The sequence below is a fragment of the Streptomyces sp. NPDC057137 genome (assembly GCF_042670825.1).
In the GTDB taxonomy this organism is placed as follows: domain Bacteria; phylum Actinomycetota; class Actinomycetes; order Streptomycetales; family Streptomycetaceae; genus Streptomyces.
The window spans coordinates 1-15,979 of the sequence record NZ_JBHUUW010000029.1; the positions used below are offsets into that span (position 1 = coordinate 1).

17 protein-coding genes are annotated in these 15,979 nt (G+C 73.0%); 6 read left to right on the plus strand and 11 right to left on the minus strand.

Annotation, left to right across the window (positions count from 1 at the left end; genetic code table 11):
* Nucleotides 1-58: 58 nt before the first annotated feature.
* The 3 genes from ACFT9I_RS22380 to ACFT9I_RS22390 form a co-directional block, all read right to left on the minus strand.
* On the minus strand, nt 59-604 hold the full coding sequence (locus ACFT9I_RS22380; protein ID WP_382566738.1) for a bacterioferritin: 546 nt from the start codon (nt 602-604) through the stop codon (nt 59-61).
* A 6-nt stretch (nt 605-610) separates the two neighbouring features.
* A complete protein-coding gene (locus tag ACFT9I_RS22385) occupies nt 611-988 on the minus strand; it encodes a DUF5133 domain-containing protein (protein ID WP_382566740.1) in 378 nt (125 codons plus the stop codon).
* An 80-nt stretch (nt 989-1,068) separates the two neighbouring features.
* Entirely contained in the window at nt 1,069-2,913 is a 1,845-nt protein-coding gene (locus ACFT9I_RS22390; RefSeq protein ID WP_382566741.1) for a transketolase, read from the minus strand.
* Between the two features lie 182 nt (nt 2,914-3,095).
* On the opposite strand from ACFT9I_RS22390, the gene ACFT9I_RS22395 reads away from it, so the two are divergent.
* Nucleotides 3,096-3,920: a helix-turn-helix domain-containing protein gene (locus ACFT9I_RS22395; RefSeq protein ID WP_382566743.1), complete on the plus strand. Its 825-nt coding sequence runs from the start codon at nt 3,096-3,098 to the stop codon at nt 3,918-3,920.
* Between the two features lie 50 nt (nt 3,921-3,970).
* On the opposite strand, the gene ACFT9I_RS22400 is transcribed toward ACFT9I_RS22395, so the two are convergent.
* Entirely contained in the window at nt 3,971-4,138 is a 168-nt protein-coding gene (locus ACFT9I_RS22400; protein WP_382566745.1) for a hypothetical protein, read from the minus strand.
* A 73-nt stretch (nt 4,139-4,211) separates the two neighbouring features.
* Nucleotides 4,212-4,577, minus strand: coding sequence for a hypothetical protein (locus tag ACFT9I_RS22405; protein ID WP_382566747.1), 366 nt, complete (start codon nt 4,575-4,577; stop codon nt 4,212-4,214).
* A 137-nt stretch (nt 4,578-4,714) separates the two neighbouring features.
* On the opposite strand from ACFT9I_RS22405, the gene ACFT9I_RS22410 reads away from it, so the two are divergent.
* Nucleotides 4,715-4,903 carry a hypothetical protein gene (locus ACFT9I_RS22410; protein WP_382566749.1) on the plus strand — a complete coding sequence of 63 codons (189 nt, stop codon included), beginning with the start codon at nt 4,715-4,717 and terminating at the stop codon, nt 4,901-4,903.
* 92 nt (nt 4,904-4,995) lie between these two features.
* Here the strand turns inward: ACFT9I_RS22410 and ACFT9I_RS22415 are convergent, their stop codons facing one another.
* A complete protein-coding gene (locus ACFT9I_RS22415; protein WP_382566750.1) occupies nt 4,996-5,904 on the minus strand; it encodes an alpha/beta hydrolase family protein in 909 nt (302 codons plus the stop codon).
* A gap of 102 nt (nt 5,905-6,006) precedes the next feature.
* On the opposite strand from ACFT9I_RS22415, the gene ACFT9I_RS22420 reads away from it, so the two are divergent.
* On the plus strand, nt 6,007-6,576 hold the full coding sequence (locus ACFT9I_RS22420) for a TetR/AcrR family transcriptional regulator (RefSeq protein WP_382566752.1): 570 nt from the start codon (nt 6,007-6,009) through the stop codon (nt 6,574-6,576).
* A 216-nt stretch (nt 6,577-6,792) separates the two neighbouring features.
* On the opposite strand, the gene ACFT9I_RS22425 is transcribed toward ACFT9I_RS22420, so the two are convergent.
* Both ACFT9I_RS22425 and ACFT9I_RS22430 read right to left on the minus strand, forming a co-directional pair.
* Nucleotides 6,793-8,946 carry a phage holin family protein gene (locus tag ACFT9I_RS22425; protein WP_382566754.1) on the minus strand — a complete coding sequence of 718 codons (2,154 nt, stop codon included), beginning with the start codon at nt 8,944-8,946 and terminating at the stop codon, nt 6,793-6,795.
* A gap of 160 nt (nt 8,947-9,106) precedes the next feature.
* Nucleotides 9,107-9,511, minus strand: a complete 405-nt coding sequence (locus ACFT9I_RS22430) for a hypothetical protein (RefSeq protein WP_382566756.1) — start codon at nt 9,509-9,511, stop codon at nt 9,107-9,109.
* 238 nt (nt 9,512-9,749) lie between these two features.
* Between ACFT9I_RS22430 and ACFT9I_RS22435 the strand changes: the two genes are divergently transcribed.
* Together ACFT9I_RS22435 and ACFT9I_RS22440 are read left to right on the plus strand one after the other, a co-directional pair.
* Entirely contained in the window at nt 9,750-10,541 is a 792-nt protein-coding gene (locus ACFT9I_RS22435; RefSeq protein ID WP_382566758.1) for an MBL fold metallo-hydrolase, read from the plus strand.
* Between the two features lie 11 nt (nt 10,542-10,552).
* A complete protein-coding gene (locus tag ACFT9I_RS22440; protein WP_382566760.1) occupies nt 10,553-11,266 on the plus strand; it encodes a VTT domain-containing protein in 714 nt (237 codons plus the stop codon).
* Here ACFT9I_RS22440 and ACFT9I_RS22445 read toward each other — a convergent pair.
* From ACFT9I_RS22445 to ACFT9I_RS22455, 3 genes are all read right to left on the minus strand, one after another.
* Nucleotides 11,246-12,343 (minus strand): MBL fold metallo-hydrolase, encoded by a 1,098-nt coding sequence (locus ACFT9I_RS22445; protein ID WP_382566762.1) that lies wholly within the window; start codon nt 12,341-12,343, stop codon nt 11,246-11,248. The two genes, ACFT9I_RS22440 and ACFT9I_RS22445, sit on opposite strands and share 21 nt — an antisense overlap.
* 87 nt (nt 12,344-12,430) lie before the next feature.
* Nucleotides 12,431-13,708 (minus strand): aminotransferase class I/II-fold pyridoxal phosphate-dependent enzyme, encoded by a 1,278-nt coding sequence (locus ACFT9I_RS22450; RefSeq protein WP_382566764.1) that lies wholly within the window; start codon nt 13,706-13,708, stop codon nt 12,431-12,433.
* A gap of 39 nt (nt 13,709-13,747) precedes the next feature.
* Nucleotides 13,748-14,320, minus strand: coding sequence for a TIGR03086 family metal-binding protein (locus ACFT9I_RS22455; RefSeq protein WP_382566766.1), 573 nt, complete (start codon nt 14,318-14,320; stop codon nt 13,748-13,750).
* Nucleotides 14,321-14,422: 102 nt separating this feature from the next.
* On the opposite strand from ACFT9I_RS22455, the gene ACFT9I_RS22460 reads away from it, so the two are divergent.
* Nucleotides 14,423-15,925, plus strand: coding sequence for a bifunctional phosphatase PAP2/diacylglycerol kinase family protein (locus ACFT9I_RS22460; RefSeq protein WP_382566768.1), 1,503 nt, complete (start codon nt 14,423-14,425; stop codon nt 15,923-15,925).
* Nucleotides 15,926-15,979: the final 54 nt, after the last annotated feature.

Below are 15,979 nucleotides of genomic sequence, written 5' to 3' on the forward strand. Positions count from 1 at the left end.
GGGCACGTGAGTGCCCGCCGGCCGGCGGCGGTGCCGTTGCCCGGGTCGTACGGGCCCGTCAGGACTTGGCGACGCCCGGCAGCCGCTCCAGCAGCCCCCGCAGGTCGTCCGCGTGCTCCTCCTCCTGCGCGAGCAGGTCCTCGAAGACCCGGCGCGTGGTGGGGTCGCCGTTGCCCAGCCACTGCGCGATCTCCGTGTAGGAGGCGATGGCCACCCGCTCGGCCACCAGGTCCTCCTTGATCATCTCGATCAGGTCCATGCTCGCGTCGTACTCCGCGTGCGAGCGCTTGGTCAGGGTGTCCGGATTGAAGTCGGGCTCGCCGCCGAGCTGCACGATCCGCTCGGCCAGCTTGTCCGCGTGCTCCTGCTCCTCGCCCGCGTGTTCCAGGAATTCCGCGGCGACCGGCTCCGCGTACAGCCCCGTCGCCGTGTAGTAATGCCGCTTGTAGCGCAGGGTGCAGACGATCTCGGTGGCCAGCGCCTCGTTCAGAACCTGGATGACGCGCCCGACATCCGCCCCGTAGGCGTCCGTCACCGGGCCCTTCTCGATCTCCTTGCGCGCGCGGTCGCGAATCGTCTCGATGTCGGTGAGGAATTCGGCCATGACCGTTTACATCCTTTCTTTCCTGCTGCTGTCGCTGCTGTTGTGCCGACGGGTCCGCAGAATTCCCCGGCCCTGGAGTTTCCGGTCGCCTCGCGGGTTTCTGCCGAGATACGACTCCGCCGCGCGAATCGCCTCATGGGCGGTGCGGTGCCCCATCAGCACGCACAAGGTGTAGGCGACGTCGTCCAGCCGTCGCCGGCGCACCGAATTGTGCGGCTCTTGCAGGACCAGCTGCTCCCAGGTCCGGTAGCGGCGCAGAAGCTGGGCGAGCCCGGCCTTGTCCGGCAGAAGCATGTTCTTCTCCCGATTCCCGAAGTCGGCCCGGATGACCGGGCAACGGAAAAACACAAAGTTGTCCGGCTCGTCCCACACTGCGCCGCTCACCCGCTGTCCGCAAACGGACACGTTCCGCGTTCAAGCAGCGGCGCCGTCCGCTCACCGTCTCCGTCGGCGCGCCGTCCCGGTCAGCGCACCATCGCCGTTCCGGTGAGGAGCTTCACGGCCGCGGCGATCGAATCGGCGTCGATACCGGCGGCGCGCAGCTGCTCCCCGGGGGTCGCGGACCCGGGCATGTTCCGTACGCCGAGCCGCACCAGCCGGGGCGCGGGGCGGCCGTCGGAGAAGACCTCGGCGACGGCGTCGCCCAGACCGCCCTGCGGGTGGTGGTCCTCCACCGTGATCAGACAGCCGGTGTCCGCGGCGGCGGCCTGGAGGGTGACCTCGTCGGCCGGCTTGACCGAGTACATGTCGACGACCCGCACCGTGATGCCCTCGGCGGCCAGCAGCTCCGCCGCCACGAGGCACTCGTGGACGGTGATCCCCGAGCCGACGAGCGTCATCCGGTCGTCGATGGAGTGCCGCAGCACCTTGCTCCCGCCGACCGGGAACTGCTCGTCGGGGCCGTAGATGACCGGTGTCTTCGCGCGCAGCGTGCGCAGATAGCTGACGCCCTCCAGTTCGGCCATCGCGGCGACGAGCCGGGTCGTCTGATTGGCGTCGCACGGCTGGAGCACCGTACTGCCGTGCAGGGAACGGAACATGGCGAGGTCTTCGAGGCCCATCTGGGACGGCCCGTCCTGGCCGATGGAGACGCCGGCGTGCGAGCCGACGACGCTGATCGACGCCCGGCTGACCGTGGCCATCCGCAGGAAGTCGTGGGCCCGGGTCAGGAAGGCCGCGAAGGTGGAGGCGTACGGGATCTGCCCGCAGGCCTGCATGCCGACGGCGGCGGCCACCAGCTGCTGCTCGGCGATGTACAGCTCGAAGTACCGCTCGGGGTGCTCCTTCGAGAAGAACTCGGTACGGGTCGAGTCGCCGACCTCGCCGTCGAGCGCCACGATGTCGCCGCGCGCGGAGCCGAGCGCGGTCAGGGCCTGCCCGTACGCGTCACGGGTGGCGATCTCGTCGCCCACGTCGAAGCGCGGCAGGTTCAGATGGCCGACCTCGAACCGGGCGTCGGCCAGCGCCGACGTGGGCTTGCGCACCTCGACCCGCATGGACCGCCGGCCGCCCAGCTCCTCGATGGCGCTCGCCGCGTCCGGGAGAGGCTTGCCGTGCATGCCTTCCTGGTCCTCGACGGCGGCGACTCCCCGGCCCTTCATGGTGGCGGCGATGATCGCCGTCGGCTCCCCGAGGGTGGAGCGCGCCTCGTTGCAGGCCGCTTCGATCGCCTCGATGTCATGGCCGTCGATCTCGATGGTGTGCCAGCCGAAGGCGTGCAGCCTGCGGGCGTACGCGCCGAGGTCGTGCCCGTGGCGGGTGGGACCGCGCTGTCCGAGCCGGTTCACGTCGACGATCATCGTCAGCGAGTCGAGATGCTGGTATCCGGCGTGCTCGGCGGCCTCCCAGATCGATCCCTCGGCCATCTCGCTGTCACCGCAGAGCACCCACACCCGGTACGGGGCCTTGCCGAGCCGCTGCCCGGCCAGCGCCATCCCGACACCCACCGGCAGGCCCTGCCCGAGCGAGCCGGTCGCCACGTCCACCCACGGGAGCCGGGGCGTGGGGTGGCCTTCGAGCCGGCTGCCTTCCCGGCGGTAGGTGCGGAACTCCGACTCGTCGATGGCACCGGCCGCGAGATACATGGAGTACAGCAGGGGCGACGCGTGGCCCTTGGAGAAGATCAGCCGGTCGTTCCCCGGGTGGTCGGGCTGGTCGAAGTCGTACGTGAGGTGGTTGGTCAGCAGGACCGCGCCGATATCGGCGGCGGACATCGACGAGGTGGGGTGTCCGGAGCCCGCCAGATCGGCGACGCGGACCGAGTCGACCCTGAGCTGCTGCGCCAGTTCTGTCAGTAGTTCGGTACGCATGTCACTCCTCAACCTCACGGGAGACCTCACAGATACGACCGGGTGCGGCAGCCGGCCGCGCCGGTTCCACCCCCTATCCACCAGATTGCCCCACCTGAGGAGAGCCCGCAGAACACGGACCCCGGGCGGGCGCCGTCCGAACCCCGGGGCGGGTGCCCGCCGGGCCCGGCTACCGTCCACGTATGACATCTCGTACGTCGGGGACCGGGGTCGGGCCGCTGCTCAGGGGCTGGCGCGAACAGCGCCGGATCAGCCAGCTGGAGCTGGCTCTGCGCGCCGACTCGTCCGCCCGTCACATCAGCTTCGTCGAGACGGGCAGGTCCCGGCCGAGCGAGGCGATGATCCTGCGCCTCTCGGAACACCTGGACGTACCCGTGCGGGAGCGCAACACCCTGCTGCTGGCGGCCGGGTACGCGCCCCGCTTCACCGAGACCGCGATGGACGACCCGTCGATGGCGGTGGTGCGGGAGGCGCTGGAGCGGCTGCTGCGGGGGTACGAGCCGTATCCGGCGCTCGTCGTCGACGGGACGTACACGCTGGTGGCGGCCAATCGTGGCCTCGCCCTGCTCATGGAGGGCGTGCCCGAGCACCTGCTGGTGCCGCCGGTGAACGCGATGCGGGTCATCCTGCATCCGGAGGGGGCCGCGCGGCACATCCGCAATTTCCGGCAGTGGCGCGGGCACCTCCTGGACCAGATGGAGCGGCAGATCGCGCTCGACCGCTCCGACGCGCTGCGGGCGCTGTACGAGGAGGTCGCCGCGTACCCGCCGCCGGAAGGGGCCGACGACGACCCGGACGAGGCCGAGGACGACGACGCGGCGGCCTTCGCGCTGAGGAACTTCGCCCTGCCGTTGCGGATCGAGCACGGGGGCCAGGTCCTGACGTTCCTGTCGTCCATCTCGACGTTCAACACACCGATGGACGTGACGGTCGCCGAGCTGGCGATCGAGACGTTCCTGCCGGCCGATCCGGCGACGGCGAAGTACCTCTTGTCGGCGCTGGGCTGAGGGCGGACCGGCCCACCGGGCGCACCCCGGTGGACCGGTCCGGATACGCCTCAGGACCTGTCGTGTCCGTCCCGGCGGGGCTCGGACGCGCGGGCCGGCTCGGGGGCGGTCGTGGGTGCGGCGGAGGGGGTTGTCCGGGCCTTGGCCTCGTGCTCGGCGGAGCGCGCCGCCTCGGCGCGCAGCAGGGCGTTGAGTACGGCGAAGGGGTCGATGGGCATGGCTGTGTCCTCGCGGTGCGATGGGGGTTGACCGGCTGGTGGGGTCGACGGGCACAGGGGCGTGCCGGACCTCTCAGCAGCGCAGCACCGCACGGCGGGTGGCCGGTGGGGCGGCCGGGGTGTTCCTCGACGGGGCGGCGGCTCCTCCGTACGGAGGGCGCGACGCCTGCTCGCGCTTCCCGGCGCTCGGGCCCGCCGCCCCGCGTCCGGCTCGGGCCGACGCGGACTGCGCGGCCATCGCCGTGGTGTCGTGGTGCCCCTCCCCGGCGGGCTCGGGCACCGTCGACACGGCCGGGCGGGGTTCCGCGCCGCGCGCGGCCGACGCGCAGGGGTCGAGCGACATCCCCAGGAGGGTGCACAGCACCAGCAGCACGACGCACATGGCGGGACGGCCCGCCGTGGCGGGCCGGGCGCTGAGCGGTTCCAGGGCGCTGTTCACTCGGCACGACCTCCTGATCGTGCATCCTGTGCCCGCGAACGCCGCCGTGCCCGCCGGGAGGCCGAGAACCGCTCTCCCGGGGGACACGGGTTACGCCGACCCGTGGAGGGCCGCCGGCACTGAAGGGGTATCAGCGGATGGGCCGGTTCCCGAAGCCGGACGATTGTCCGGAGATGGTGGTCGGCTTCGTCCGCCGTACGGTCGAGCTGCCAGAGGGCACGCTCCCGCTGTACGAGACGGGCCGCACCGAGGTGAACACCTGGATCCGCGGCCCCCGGGGCCGTGACCGTCCGCACGCGCCCGAAGCCCCGGGCGGACACCGGTAACCGCGCCACCCCCGGCGTCCGGCCGGTCGGGGCGACGGGGTCGGCAGACTCGACTGCCGGGGACCGGACCCAGCCACCCGGCCCGGCCGGGTTCACTTGCTGGAGATGCTCCACTTGCCGTCGCCGTCAGCGGCGTTGCCGAGAGCGGCCCACGGGGCGTCGTCGAGCTTGAAGGCGCCGTAGAGGTAGGCGGAGACAGTGTCGGCGACGAGGGCGACGCGAGCCGGGTCCTCGTCGGTGGTCTCGGCGACCGCCTCGCCGGCGATCCCGCCCAGAGTGTGCTCGCCGTCGGCGATGAAGAGCAGGCTCTTCGGGGACGGACCGAGGTGATAGGCGTCGGTGAACCACTCCGGCCCCCGGGTGGAGAGCTGCGACTGGTCCTTGCCGCCCGCGACGACCAGGGCCGGGGTGGTCATGGTGGAGTAGTCCGGCCTCATGAACGGCAGGTGCTCGACGGCGAGTGGGGTGAGCGTGTCCCCGGTCCCGGTCACGGCGATCAGCGCACCGGCGGAGGCCGCGGGGTGGGAGAAGTCCTCCCCCGGCCTGCCCTCGGCATCGAACACGCGAGCACCGAGGACAGCGCCGGCGGTCTGGGCACCCCAGGAGTGGCCGACGACCGCGACACGCTCGCGGTCGGTACGCTCCGGCAGGTCACCGGCCTGGAGAAGGATGTCGTCGAGGTTGTCGAGTATCGCGTGGAGGTCGGCGATCCTGACGCGCCAGATGGTGGCGAAGCGCGGGTCGTCCCACCCGATGCCGTTACGGCGCGAGTCCAGGTGGGTGGGCTGGACCACGACGAACCCGGCCGCGGCCCACCGGTCGACAAGGGGCTCATACCCGTTCATGGACCATGCGTTGCCGTGGGAGAACACAATGACGGGCAGGTCCCGGCCCGACAGCGGGGCGGTGACCTTCACCTTCAGGTCGAGGCCGCGGCCGGGCGCGGGAACAGTGATGGGCCTGACCGAGAAGATTCGCCGGTCAAGAGGGTGGGAGGGCATGACGGACCTGCGCTTTCTTTGTGGGAAGGCTCTGCCATACTTTGGCGGAGCATCGTTCCGCCAACTTAGCGGAACATCGTTCCGCGAGCAAAAGGAGGAGCCGTGCCGGATTCCGTCGGGGTGCGCCAGGCACAGGCACAGCGCACCCGCAGCGCCGTGCTGGCGGCTGCGGCAGCAGCCTTCGTCGATCAGGGCGTCCAGGCCCCTGTCCGCGACATCGCGGAACGCGCCGGCGTGGGCGTCGGCACGATCTACCGGAACTTTCCGACCCGGGCGGACCTCGTCACCGCCGTCTACCGGCACCAGATCGACACCTGCGCCGCACTCGCGCCCCGGCTCCTGGAGGAATCAGCCTCACCGTCCACCGCCCTGGCCCGCTGGGTGGACGCGTTCGTGGAGTTCCTGGTGACCAAGCACGGCCTCGGCGCCGCGCTGGGGTCCGGCGACCCAGGGCTGGAGAACCTCCACGCCCTCATGCTCGACACCCTGGTCCCGGCCTGCGCAACCCTGCTGGACGCATGCGCCGCCGACGACGAGATCAGCGTGGACATCACCGCCTACACACTCATGCGCGCCATCGGAAACCTCTGCATCACCGGCCCCGACTACAGCCAGGACGACGCCAAACGCATGGTCACCACCCTTCTCGCGGGAATGTTGCACCACCGCTGACCAACGAGGTCGACAACCTCGAAGGGTGTCGTTGAACGAACGAATGTCGATCGCGAACAGGCAGTCGTACAGCTCTTCGGTCAGCTGCCGATCAGACCCAGGCGCACGCCGACTTCGCCGCCCTCCAGCAGCGCGGCCGCAGCCGCAAGCAGTTACTCAGCGCTACACACCACCTGGCGGTAGCTGTACGAGAACAGGGCCCCCACCGCGTGGACGTCAGGTGCCCTCGGGGCTCGGCTCCGGCTCCTCCTGGGGCACCATGTCGTGCGGCACCCTGGCACTCGCCGGTGTCTGGCCGAGGGGGACCTGCGGCCCGAGGCCGTCGTACAGCCAGCGCTTCAGCACCGCGTGGACCTGCTCGGCGCCCACCAGATCGCCGTCGCCGGGGACCGGCGCGGGCAGGGTCAGGGGCGACAGCAGGAAGGCGTTCGACTGCTCCCCGCCGAGTCCTCCGTGGGAGCCGATCTGCTCCTCGAAGGCGTGCACGCGGCCCGTCGCCGGGTCGTACATCGAGTTGACCATGATGTCCGCGACATGCGGGAACGTGTCGGTGCGCCGGACCGCCTCGGCGGCGCCCGGCCCCATCGTGGCCAGCAGCCCCGTGTCGTCCAGCTTGGCGACGGGGATCTCCGCCCCGGCGGGGCCGAGCACCACGGAGCCGTTCGCCTCGCTCCGTACGAGGAGGAAGCCGACGCCCGGATGGTTGGCGAGGGTCCGCAGCAGCGCGGGGTGGCGTTCGTCGATCTGCTCGCGGCTCATCCGCTCCGGGACGTCCGGGAAGGAGATCAGCCCCAGATTTCCCGAGGCGAGCACGATCGGGTCGGAGCCACGCGCCGTTCGTTTCCCGTCGTCGTCGCCGTCGTCACCCTCGTCGCCCTCGACGGGGCGGTGGAGGGCTATCCGTACGGCGTCACGCGCCGCGTCACGCGCCTCGGCGCCGCTCTTGGTACGCACCGCGCGCCGCGGCACGGGCAGCCCGCAGCCGGCCCGTACGAGATCCCGGAGCGTGAGCCCGTACACGCCCAGGAAGGTCTCGCCGGGGCTCTGCCCGTGGTCGGACAGGAGCACGAGGCGGTACGAGCGCGGCGCGTGGTCGGCGACCTTGGCCAGCAGCGCGATCGAGCGGTCCAGCCGCTCCAGGACCCGCGTGGCGTCGCGGCTGTGCGGTCCCGAGTGGTGGGCGACCTCGTCGTACGCGACGAGGTCGGCGTAGACGGCGGCGCGCCCGGCCAGCATGTCCCCTATCACCGCCGCGACCACGACGTCCCGCTCCACGACGGTCGCGAAGGCCCGGATGAACGGGTAGAGCCCGCCCCGGCCCACCCTGGGCCGGTCACCGCGGATACGTGCCCGCGTGGACTGGCCGACCTCGCGGCCGACCTCGGCGACGAAGGAGACGGCCGTACGGACGGCGTTGGCCGGGTCGGTGAAGTACGCGAAGTAGCCGGCCCGGGAGCGGGTGGCCCTGCCGCGCCGCGCGGCCATCGACAGGACGAGCGCGAGCTGGTCGGCGCCGCCGCTGAAGAGGTTGCCGCGGCTGGCGCCGTCGAGGGTGAGGAGCCCGCCGTCGCGGGTGTGCTCGACGGCGCGGCGCTGGAGTTCGGCGGCGCTGGCGGGCCGGTTGCTGACCATGATCCGCCCGCTCTCCTTCTCGTACCAACGGAAGGCGGGGACATCGTGGTTGCTGCCGTGCAGGATGCCGAGCTGGCTGGCGCCGGTCTGGCTGGACCAGTCGGTGCGCCAGGGGGTGAGCCGGTGCGTGGGGCGCTCGCCGAGCCAGCCGGCGACGGTGGGCATGTGGCCGTCGGCGACGGCGTCGAGCAGCACCTGGTGCCCCACGCCGTCGAGTTGGAGGAAGAGGGTGCCGGGCGACGCCGTGTAGCCGCGACGGGCGCTGTCCTCGCCGCTGCGGCGCCGGCGGCGTTCGGCGAGGCGCGAGAGCCTGCGCCGGTAGGCGTTGTCGTCGCGGACGGCGAGCGCGGTGGAGGTGGCCGAAGCGACGGCGGACATGACGGCGGCGACGACGATGGCGTTCTCGGGGTTGGCGGTGCCCCCGCCGTCGGGGGTGAGTTTGAGCGCGACCAGCAGCAGCGAGCCGTTGAGGAAGAAGACCAGCAGGCCGAGGACCAAGGCCGGCACGAGCAGGAGGGCACGGACCAGGAGAGGCCAGACGAGCGCGCTGAGCAGGCCGAAGGCGCCCGCTCCCAACGCGGCGGTGATCGCGGTCCTGGTGAGGCTGTCGTCGGCGCCCTGGAGCTGGAAGTCGGGCAGGATCCCGGCGAGCGCCAGCATGGTCAGCGTGGACACCGCCCAGACGACCACCACCCGCACCAGGGCCCTGCCGGCCGTCCGCCATCGACCCTTGAACACCGCGTCTTCACCTCACGTCCAGGGCCCGCACACCTCCACGGGCTTGATGCACAGCCTGACACAGCGCGCGGCGGGGCCGGTCTGCTTAAGGAGGCGGAGACGTGACAAGGCGGTGGACGAGGCGGGCTCGAAGAGGTGCGGCGGGTGCGGCGGGACGGCTTCAGCAGCCGTCGTAGCCCGCGGTCGGCATGGAGAGTCTGCGGTGGACCTTGGCCTTCGACGTCGCGTCGTACGAAGGTTCGTCCATCCCCACGGTCTCCAGGGGGATGCCGCGGCGCTCGCACTCGGCGGAGAAGGCGGGGGCCGACGCGAAGGCCCGGTCGAGCACCCGTTCGCTGGCGACGACGAAGGCGTCGATCTCGCCGGCCTCGACGTCCACCCAGAGACCGCAGTGGTCGGAGCGCATCCCGTAGAGGAGCAGTTGCCGGGTGACGACGTACCCCTTGTCGGCGGCCCAGCGCGCGCACATCGCCTGCTGGCCGCGGATGTCCACCAGGAACGGCTCGCGGTCGAGTTCTTCGAGCGGGGTGAGGCTGGCTATGGCCGCCACTCGTAAATCGCCCATGTTTCCGGCCCCCCGCTTCGCTTCACCCGACCGCTCCCCCGAAGCCGCCCCCCGTCCCCCGGTGTTCGACGACCCTACTCCGATCGGGCCCTCTTAAGGAGGCGCGTATCGAGCACGGGCAGGCGCACGGATGTGCCACAGGCGCACGCCTCGGGCGTACGCGGCACGGCCTGGCCGCCGGCCGCCCGCCGGCCGCCGTACGCTGAGGGCTGGATACGGACGGAGCTGAGGTCCCGCTTTGGGAAATGTCATCACCTGGTGGGGTCACGCCACCTGCACGGTCGAGGACTCCGGCGTCCGGGTGCTGACCGATCCGCTCTTCGCCCGCCGCCTGGCGCATCTGCGCCGCCGGCGCGGTGACGTGCCGCCGCCGGAGGCCGCGGTCGCGGACGCCGTCCTGGTCTCTCATCTGCACTCCGACCATCTGCATCTGCCGTCGCTGGCGAAGCTCGCGCCGGGCACCCGGCTGATCGTGCCGCGTGGCGCGATGCGGGCGGTGCCCGGACTGCGGCGGCTCGACGCCGTCCGGCGGCCGGGCGGTCTGCGGATCACCGAGGTCGACGCGGGCGACGAGGTGGAGATCGGGCCGCTGTGGGTACGGGCGGTGCCCGCGTGCCACGACGGGCGGCGGCTGCCGGTGGGACCGCAGCGCTCCCCCGCGCTCGGCTATGTCATCAGCGGTGAGCGCCGGACGTACTTCGCGGGCGACACCGGGCTCTTCGACGAGATGGCGGACGTCGTGGGCCCGGTCGATGTGGCGCTGCTGCCGGTGGGCGGCTGGGGGCCGCATCTGGGCCACGGCCATCTGAACGCCGACCGCGCGGCCGAGGCGCTGGCCAGGCTCGCGCCCGGCGCTGCGGTGCCGGTGCACTACGGCACGTTCTGGCCGATCGGTATGGACGGGGTCAGGCCGCACGAATTCCATTCGCCCGGCGACGAGTTCGTCCGCCAGGCGGCCCGGCGCGCGCCCGAGGTCGCCGTGCACCGGCTTCAGCACGGCGAGAGTGTGCGGCCGGGGGCCACCCTGTGATCGACCAGCTCATGAGCCAGCTGCCGTCGGAGTCCGCGCAGCAGGCCGTCACCTATCCGTCGCTGTTCCTGCTGGTGGCGCTGGGCGCGCTGGTGCCGGTGGTGCCGACGGGCGCCGTGGTGAGTTCGGCGGCCGTGGTGGCCTTCCATCAGACGGCGCCGCTCGCGCTGCTCTACATATTCGTGGTGGCGTCGTTCGCGGCGTTCCTCGGCGACATCACGCTCTACTGGCTGGGCCGGCGGGGGGTCAACTCGAAGAACGGCTCGCGCTGGCTGGCGGCGCTGGAGCGGCGGGTCTCCGACGACACGCTCGAACAGACGCAGCGCAAGCTGCGGGAGCACGGCGTGACGGTGCTGGTGCTGTCGCGGCTGGTGCCCGCGGGGCGGATCCCGGTGATGCTGGCGTGCCTGCTGACCAGGTGGCCGACGCCGCGGTTCATCAAGGGCGCGGTGCCGGCCTGCCTGGCGTGGGCGGCGACGTACCAGCTGATCGGGATCCTCGGCGGTTCGCTGTTCGACGAGCCGTGGGAGGGCGTCGTCGCGGCGGTGGCGCTGACGGTGCTGATCAGTGGCGGTCCCACGGTCTGGCGCAGGCTGCGGAGGCACGGCAAGGGGAAGGACGGGTCGGCGCGGCCGGACGGAAAGGGCACGCCCGGCGGGCCGGCCGGCTCGAACGGGCCCGCCGCCTGTGACGGGCCGGCCGAGTCAGACGGTCAGCAGGCGTGAGGATCCGACCGGCAGGTCCCACAGTTGTCCACGTGGTCTCCCGGTCCGCTCCCAGGCGGCCCTGACCCGCTCCAGCGGCTCCATCACGGGCTCGGCCGACAGCAGGAACGTCGCCCAGTGCATGGGCGCCATGTTCCGCGCGCCGACGTCCTGGCAGGCCCGTACGGCCTCCTCCGGGTCCGCGTGGACGTCACTGAGCCACCAGCGCGGTTCGTACGCTCCGATGGGCAGCAGGGCGAGGTCGATGCCCGGGTGGCGGCGGCCGATCTCCTCGAACCAGTGCCCGTAGCCGGTGTCCCCGGCGAAGTAGACGTTCTGCCCGGTGGCCACGTCACTCAGCACCCAACCGCCCCACAGGGAGCGGCAGGTGTCGGTGAGGGTGCGCTTCGACCAGTGGTGGGCGGGGACGAAGTCGAACCGTACGGTGCCGGTGCCACCGTTCCCGGCCGGCAGTTCGGCGGCCTCCCACCAGTCCAGCTCGGTGACGTGGGTGAAGCGGCGGCGCCGGCACCAGCGGGCGAGACCGGCGGGCACGAACATCGGGGTGTCCCTCGGCAGCCGTCGCAGCGTGGGCGCGTCGAGATGGTCGTAGTGGTTGTGGCTGATGACGACCGCGTCGACGGGCGGCAGGTCCTCCCAGCGGACGCCGACGGGCGTGACCCGCGCGGGCGTGCCGAGGATCCGGCGCGACCACACCGGATCGGTCAGGACCGTGAGCCCGCCGATACGGATCACCCAACTCGCGTGCCCCGCCCAGGTGACGGCGACGGTGCCGGCGTCCACGGCGGGCGGCGGCCCGGGTTCGAAGGGCAGCAGCGGGACGGCGTCGAGCGCGCCGGGGCCCGGCCGCGCGGCGCCCTCGCGGGCGAGCCGCGCCATCGCGCGTACGCCGGGGAGCGGGGTGGTCAGCCGGTGGGCGAAGGACCGGGGCCAATGGCGACGGACCTCGCCGAGCGGGCGGAGCGCGCCGTCGGCCGCCGTGCGGCGGGCGGGGTCGGGGGCCCTGCCGTGCCCGCGCCCGTGCTCCTGTCCGTGCCCGCGTCCTGTGAGGTCCGTCCGATCGGTCTGTTCCGTCATCGAAGCTCCGTTCAGGGCGGTGCGACACGGTTCGTCGGGGCCGTACGTCGGGGTCGTCGGGCGGTCGGCGGTCGGCGGTCGGCGGTCTCAGCGCAGCTCCCCCAGAGCCGCCGTCAGAATGCTGAGCGCTTCGGCGACATGCGGCAGTTCCAGCGGTTCCACTGCGGTGAGGGACTCCGTCCGCCGCTCCGGGGTTGACCCGAGCAGCGGTCCGGTGGCGAACCGCACGCGCAGCGCGCCCAGTTCGTCCCCGAACCGGTGCCCGCCCGGCACCGGCACGCCCAGCCGTTCGCCCAGGAACTCTTCGAGTTCCATGGAGTCGCCGACCCCCCGCGCGCCGAGTCCGCGGCGCAACGGCCCGAGGTCCGCGTACAGATGACGGCCCGCCTGCGGCGGTCTGGCCAGCGCGCCGGCGGTGAGGACGACATGGTGTACGGCGGCGGCCACGCGCGCGTGCAGCGCGGCCGCCTCGGCGACCCGCGCCGTCACGGCCGCCGGCTCGTCCAGCGCGTAGGCGGCAGCGGCGGCGACCGGCCCCGCGACGAGCGCGCCCAGCGCGGTGAGGTGGTCCACCGTCCTGGCCCGGCGGGCGGCGCCGGCGGGTGTGGCGGGGAAGCGGGCGACTGCGGCGGGCCACGACGCCGGGGTGAGCGCGCCCGCCAGGTCGAAGAAGACGGTGACGTCGTCGGGCCACATCTCGGCGGGGCTGAGCGGCACCGTCTCGTGCGGCCGGTGCACGGTGTCGCGCCAGGTCTCGTCACTGATGATGTGCAGGCCCTCGCCGACCGCGGCCTCGCACGCCTCCCGGAGAAGTTCGGGCGGGGCGACGGTGCCGGTGGGGTCGTCGGCGATCGAGAGCAGCAGCAGCCGTGGGGTACCGCCCTCGGCCCGTACCCGGCGCACCGTCTCAAGGAGGGCGTACAGATCGGGTACGCCGCCGCACTCCGCCGGGGTCGGCACCTGGAAGACGGGCCGGCCCAGAAGTCTGGCCTGCGGTGCCCAGGACGCCGGGTGCGGGCGGGGCATCAGAACGTCGCCGCCGTGCGCGGCGAGCAGCGCGAGGAGCAGCGGCTGCGCGCCGGCCGCCACGGCGACCTCCTGGGGATGCGCGGGCAGCCCGCGCCTGGACCAGTAGCCGCAGGCCGCCTCCCGCAGGACCGGCCCGCCGCCGGGCGGCTCGGGTGTGGTCCGGTCGGCGGCGTCGGCGAGTACGGCGACGAGTTCGGGGAGCGCGGGCAGGCCCGAGTCCGGGGCCAGGGGCCCGTACCGTACGGGACCGCGTCCTTCGTGCGCCGCCCCTGTCGTCTTCGTGGTCCCTGTCGTCTCCGTGGTCCCCGTGGTCCCCGTGGTCCCCGTCGTCCTCATGCGCGCCACCTCCAGACCGGGCCGGGTGAGGGGCTGTGCCTACGCTTCGCGCCCCAGCATCGCCAGCAGACGCGTCTGGGTGTCGGCGTCCGGCGGCGGATCCAGCGCGGTGTCGAACAGGCCGCTCTGCGACAGGCTCACCGCGTACGGCTCGACCTCCTCCAGCGCGAAGTCGACCAGCGGTCCGGGCAGCCGCTCGTTCACGCCGATCCCGCGCGACAGGTCCCAGGTGTGGACGACGGCGTCGAGCACCATCTGCGAGCAGTAGGCGTCAGCCGCGGTCGCGCCGTACGAGAGCGGCACCGGGCGATCCAGCGCGCCCCGCTCGCCGAACGCGGCGCGCGCCGCCGCCGCCGCGCGGTCCCAGGCGGCCACCGGGTCGTCGCCCAGCACGTCGCCGTCGAAGGCGTCGCCGACCTCTGCCATGGTCCGGCCCTCGCTCACCAGCGCGGGCACCCAGAGCTGCTCGGACGTCAGGTGGTTCACCAGGTCGCGTACGGACCACTCGGTGCACGGCGTCGTCGCGCCCCACTGGTCCGCGCCGACGGCGTGCACCCGGTCCGTGAAGAGGTCGAGCGCCTCGCCGTGCCGGTCCAGCAGTGGATTGTCCATGTCCCCCACTCTCCCCGGCCCCCCGCCCGGCCGCGAGTCCGGCCGGTCGGTGCCCGGATCCGGCCCCTGCTTGGGGCCACGTCGTACGGGTACCCGCGTTCCATGTCTGACATCCACACGGGCCGTACCCCGGCCGATCCCGGCACCCGGTCCAGAGTCGCCGCGCTGCTCACCGGCTGGGACCAGCAGGTCTTCCGGTCAGCGGCGGACCGGCACTGGCCGGGTGCCGGGCCCGTGCTGCCCCGGCTCAGCCGCTCGGCCAACCACGGGCTCCTCTGGTTCGGCGCCGCCGCCGGCATCGCTCTCGTCGGGCGCGGGCAGCGCTCACGGCGCGCCGCCCTGCGCGGAGTGGCGTCGCTGGCCGTGGCCTCGGCCGCGATCAACACCGTCGGCAAGCGGTCCGTACAGCGCCGGCGGCCCGTCCTGGACGCCGTGCCGCTGATAAGGCAGCTGAAGCGGCAGCCGATCACCACCTCGTTCCCGTCCGGGCACGCGGCGTCGGCCGCCGCCTTCGCCACGGGTGTCGCCCTGGAGTCGAAGGGCTGGGGCGCGGTGGTGGCGCCGATCGCGTTCTCCGTCGCGGCGTCCCGCGTCTACACGGGCGTGCACTACCCGAGCGACGTGCTGGTGGGCGCCGCGCTGGGGGTGGGGGCGGCGTTCGCGGTACGTGGCATCGTGCCGACCCGCTCCCAGCTGCCGTCGCCGGGCCGGCCGCACGCGCAGGCGCCGGCCTCGCCGGAGGGCGAGGGCATGGTGATCGTGGTCAACCGGGCGTCGGGCTCGTCGGACTCCGCGGGCGCGCTGCGCGACGCGCTGCCGCTCGCGGAGTTCGTGGAGTGCGATCCCGAGGAGGTGAACACGGAGTTGGAGAAGGCGGCGGAGCGCTGCGCCGCGCTCGGCATCGTCGGCGGTGACGGCACGGTCAACCGCGCCGCGGTGGTCGCCGCCCGGCACGGGCTGCCGCTGGCGGTGTTCCCCGGTGGCACGCTGAACCACTTCGCGTACGACCTCGGGATCGAGGAGTTCCAGGACACGTGCCGCGCGATGGCGGCGGGCGACGCCGTCCGGGTCGACCTCGGGCGGTTCACCGGGCCCGACGGTGTGAGCGGCCACTTCCTCAACACCTTCAGCCTGGGCGTCTATCCGGAGCTGGTGCGGGTCCGGGAGCACTGGTCGCCGCGGATCGGCGGCTGGCCCGCCGGGGTCGTGGCGGCGGTGAAGGTGCTGCGCGGCCAGCATCAGTTGGAGGCGGAGTTCGAGGGCCGGCGGCGGTCGCTGTGGATGCTGTTCGCCGGGAACGGCATCTACCAGCGCTTCGGGTTCACCCCCGGCCACCGGCTCGACCTCGCGGACGGTCTGCTGGACGTCCGGGTCGTGCACGGCGGGAGCTTCCCGAGCCTGCGGCTGCTGGCCGCGGCGGCGGCCGGGCCGCTGAGCCGGTCGCCGGTGCACGCGGCGGAGCGGATACGGCGCGTACGGATCACGGGGATCGCGCCCGGTACGCCGCTGGCCTTCGACGGCGAAGTGGCGGAGTCCCCGGCCGAGTTGACCCTCGACAAGGGCAACGAGGCGCTGACCGTCTACCGCCCGCGCGCGTTCCAGTGACCGCCGCGCATACAACCGCCGCGCGTACGACCGCCGGGCCTGCGACCGCCGCGC

What these genes read in the sequence shown, in the direction of transcription:
- ACFT9I_RS22410 (WP_382566749.1), top strand. Translation starts at nt 4,715, where the DNA reads ATGGGCCGGTTCCCGAAGCCGGACGATTGTCCGGAGATGGTGGTCGGC.
- ACFT9I_RS22430 (WP_382566756.1), bottom strand. Translation starts at nt 9,511, where the DNA reads ATGGGCGATTTACGAGTGGCGGCCATAGCCAGCCTCACCCCGCTCGAA.
- ACFT9I_RS22460 (WP_382566768.1), top strand. Translation starts at nt 14,423, where the DNA reads ATGTCTGACATCCACACGGGCCGTACCCCGGCCGATCCCGGCACCCGG.
- ACFT9I_RS22450 (WP_382566764.1), bottom strand. Translation starts at nt 13,708, where the DNA reads ATGAGGACGACGGGGACCACGGGGACCACGGGGACCACGGAGACGACA.
- ACFT9I_RS22440 (WP_382566760.1), top strand. Translation starts at nt 10,553, where the DNA reads ATGAGCCAGCTGCCGTCGGAGTCCGCGCAGCAGGCCGTCACCTATCCG.
- ACFT9I_RS22395 (WP_382566743.1), top strand. Translation starts at nt 3,096, where the DNA reads ATGACATCTCGTACGTCGGGGACCGGGGTCGGGCCGCTGCTCAGGGGC.
- ACFT9I_RS22380 (WP_382566738.1), bottom strand. Translation starts at nt 604, where the DNA reads ATGGCCGAATTCCTCACCGACATCGAGACGATTCGCGACCGCGCGCGC.
- ACFT9I_RS22415 (WP_382566750.1), bottom strand. Translation starts at nt 5,904, where the DNA reads ATGCCCTCCCACCCTCTTGACCGGCGAATCTTCTCGGTCAGGCCCATC.
- ACFT9I_RS22455 (WP_382566766.1), bottom strand. Translation starts at nt 14,320, where the DNA reads ATGGACAATCCACTGCTGGACCGGCACGGCGAGGCGCTCGACCTCTTC.
- ACFT9I_RS22400 (WP_382566745.1), bottom strand. Translation starts at nt 4,138, where the DNA reads ATGCCCATCGACCCCTTCGCCGTACTCAACGCCCTGCTGCGCGCCGAG.
- ACFT9I_RS22445 (WP_382566762.1), bottom strand. Translation starts at nt 12,343, where the DNA reads ATGACGGAACAGACCGATCGGACGGACCTCACAGGACGCGGGCACGGA.
- ACFT9I_RS22390 (WP_382566741.1), bottom strand. Translation starts at nt 2,913, where the DNA reads ATGCGTACCGAACTACTGACAGAACTGGCGCAGCAGCTCAGGGTCGAC.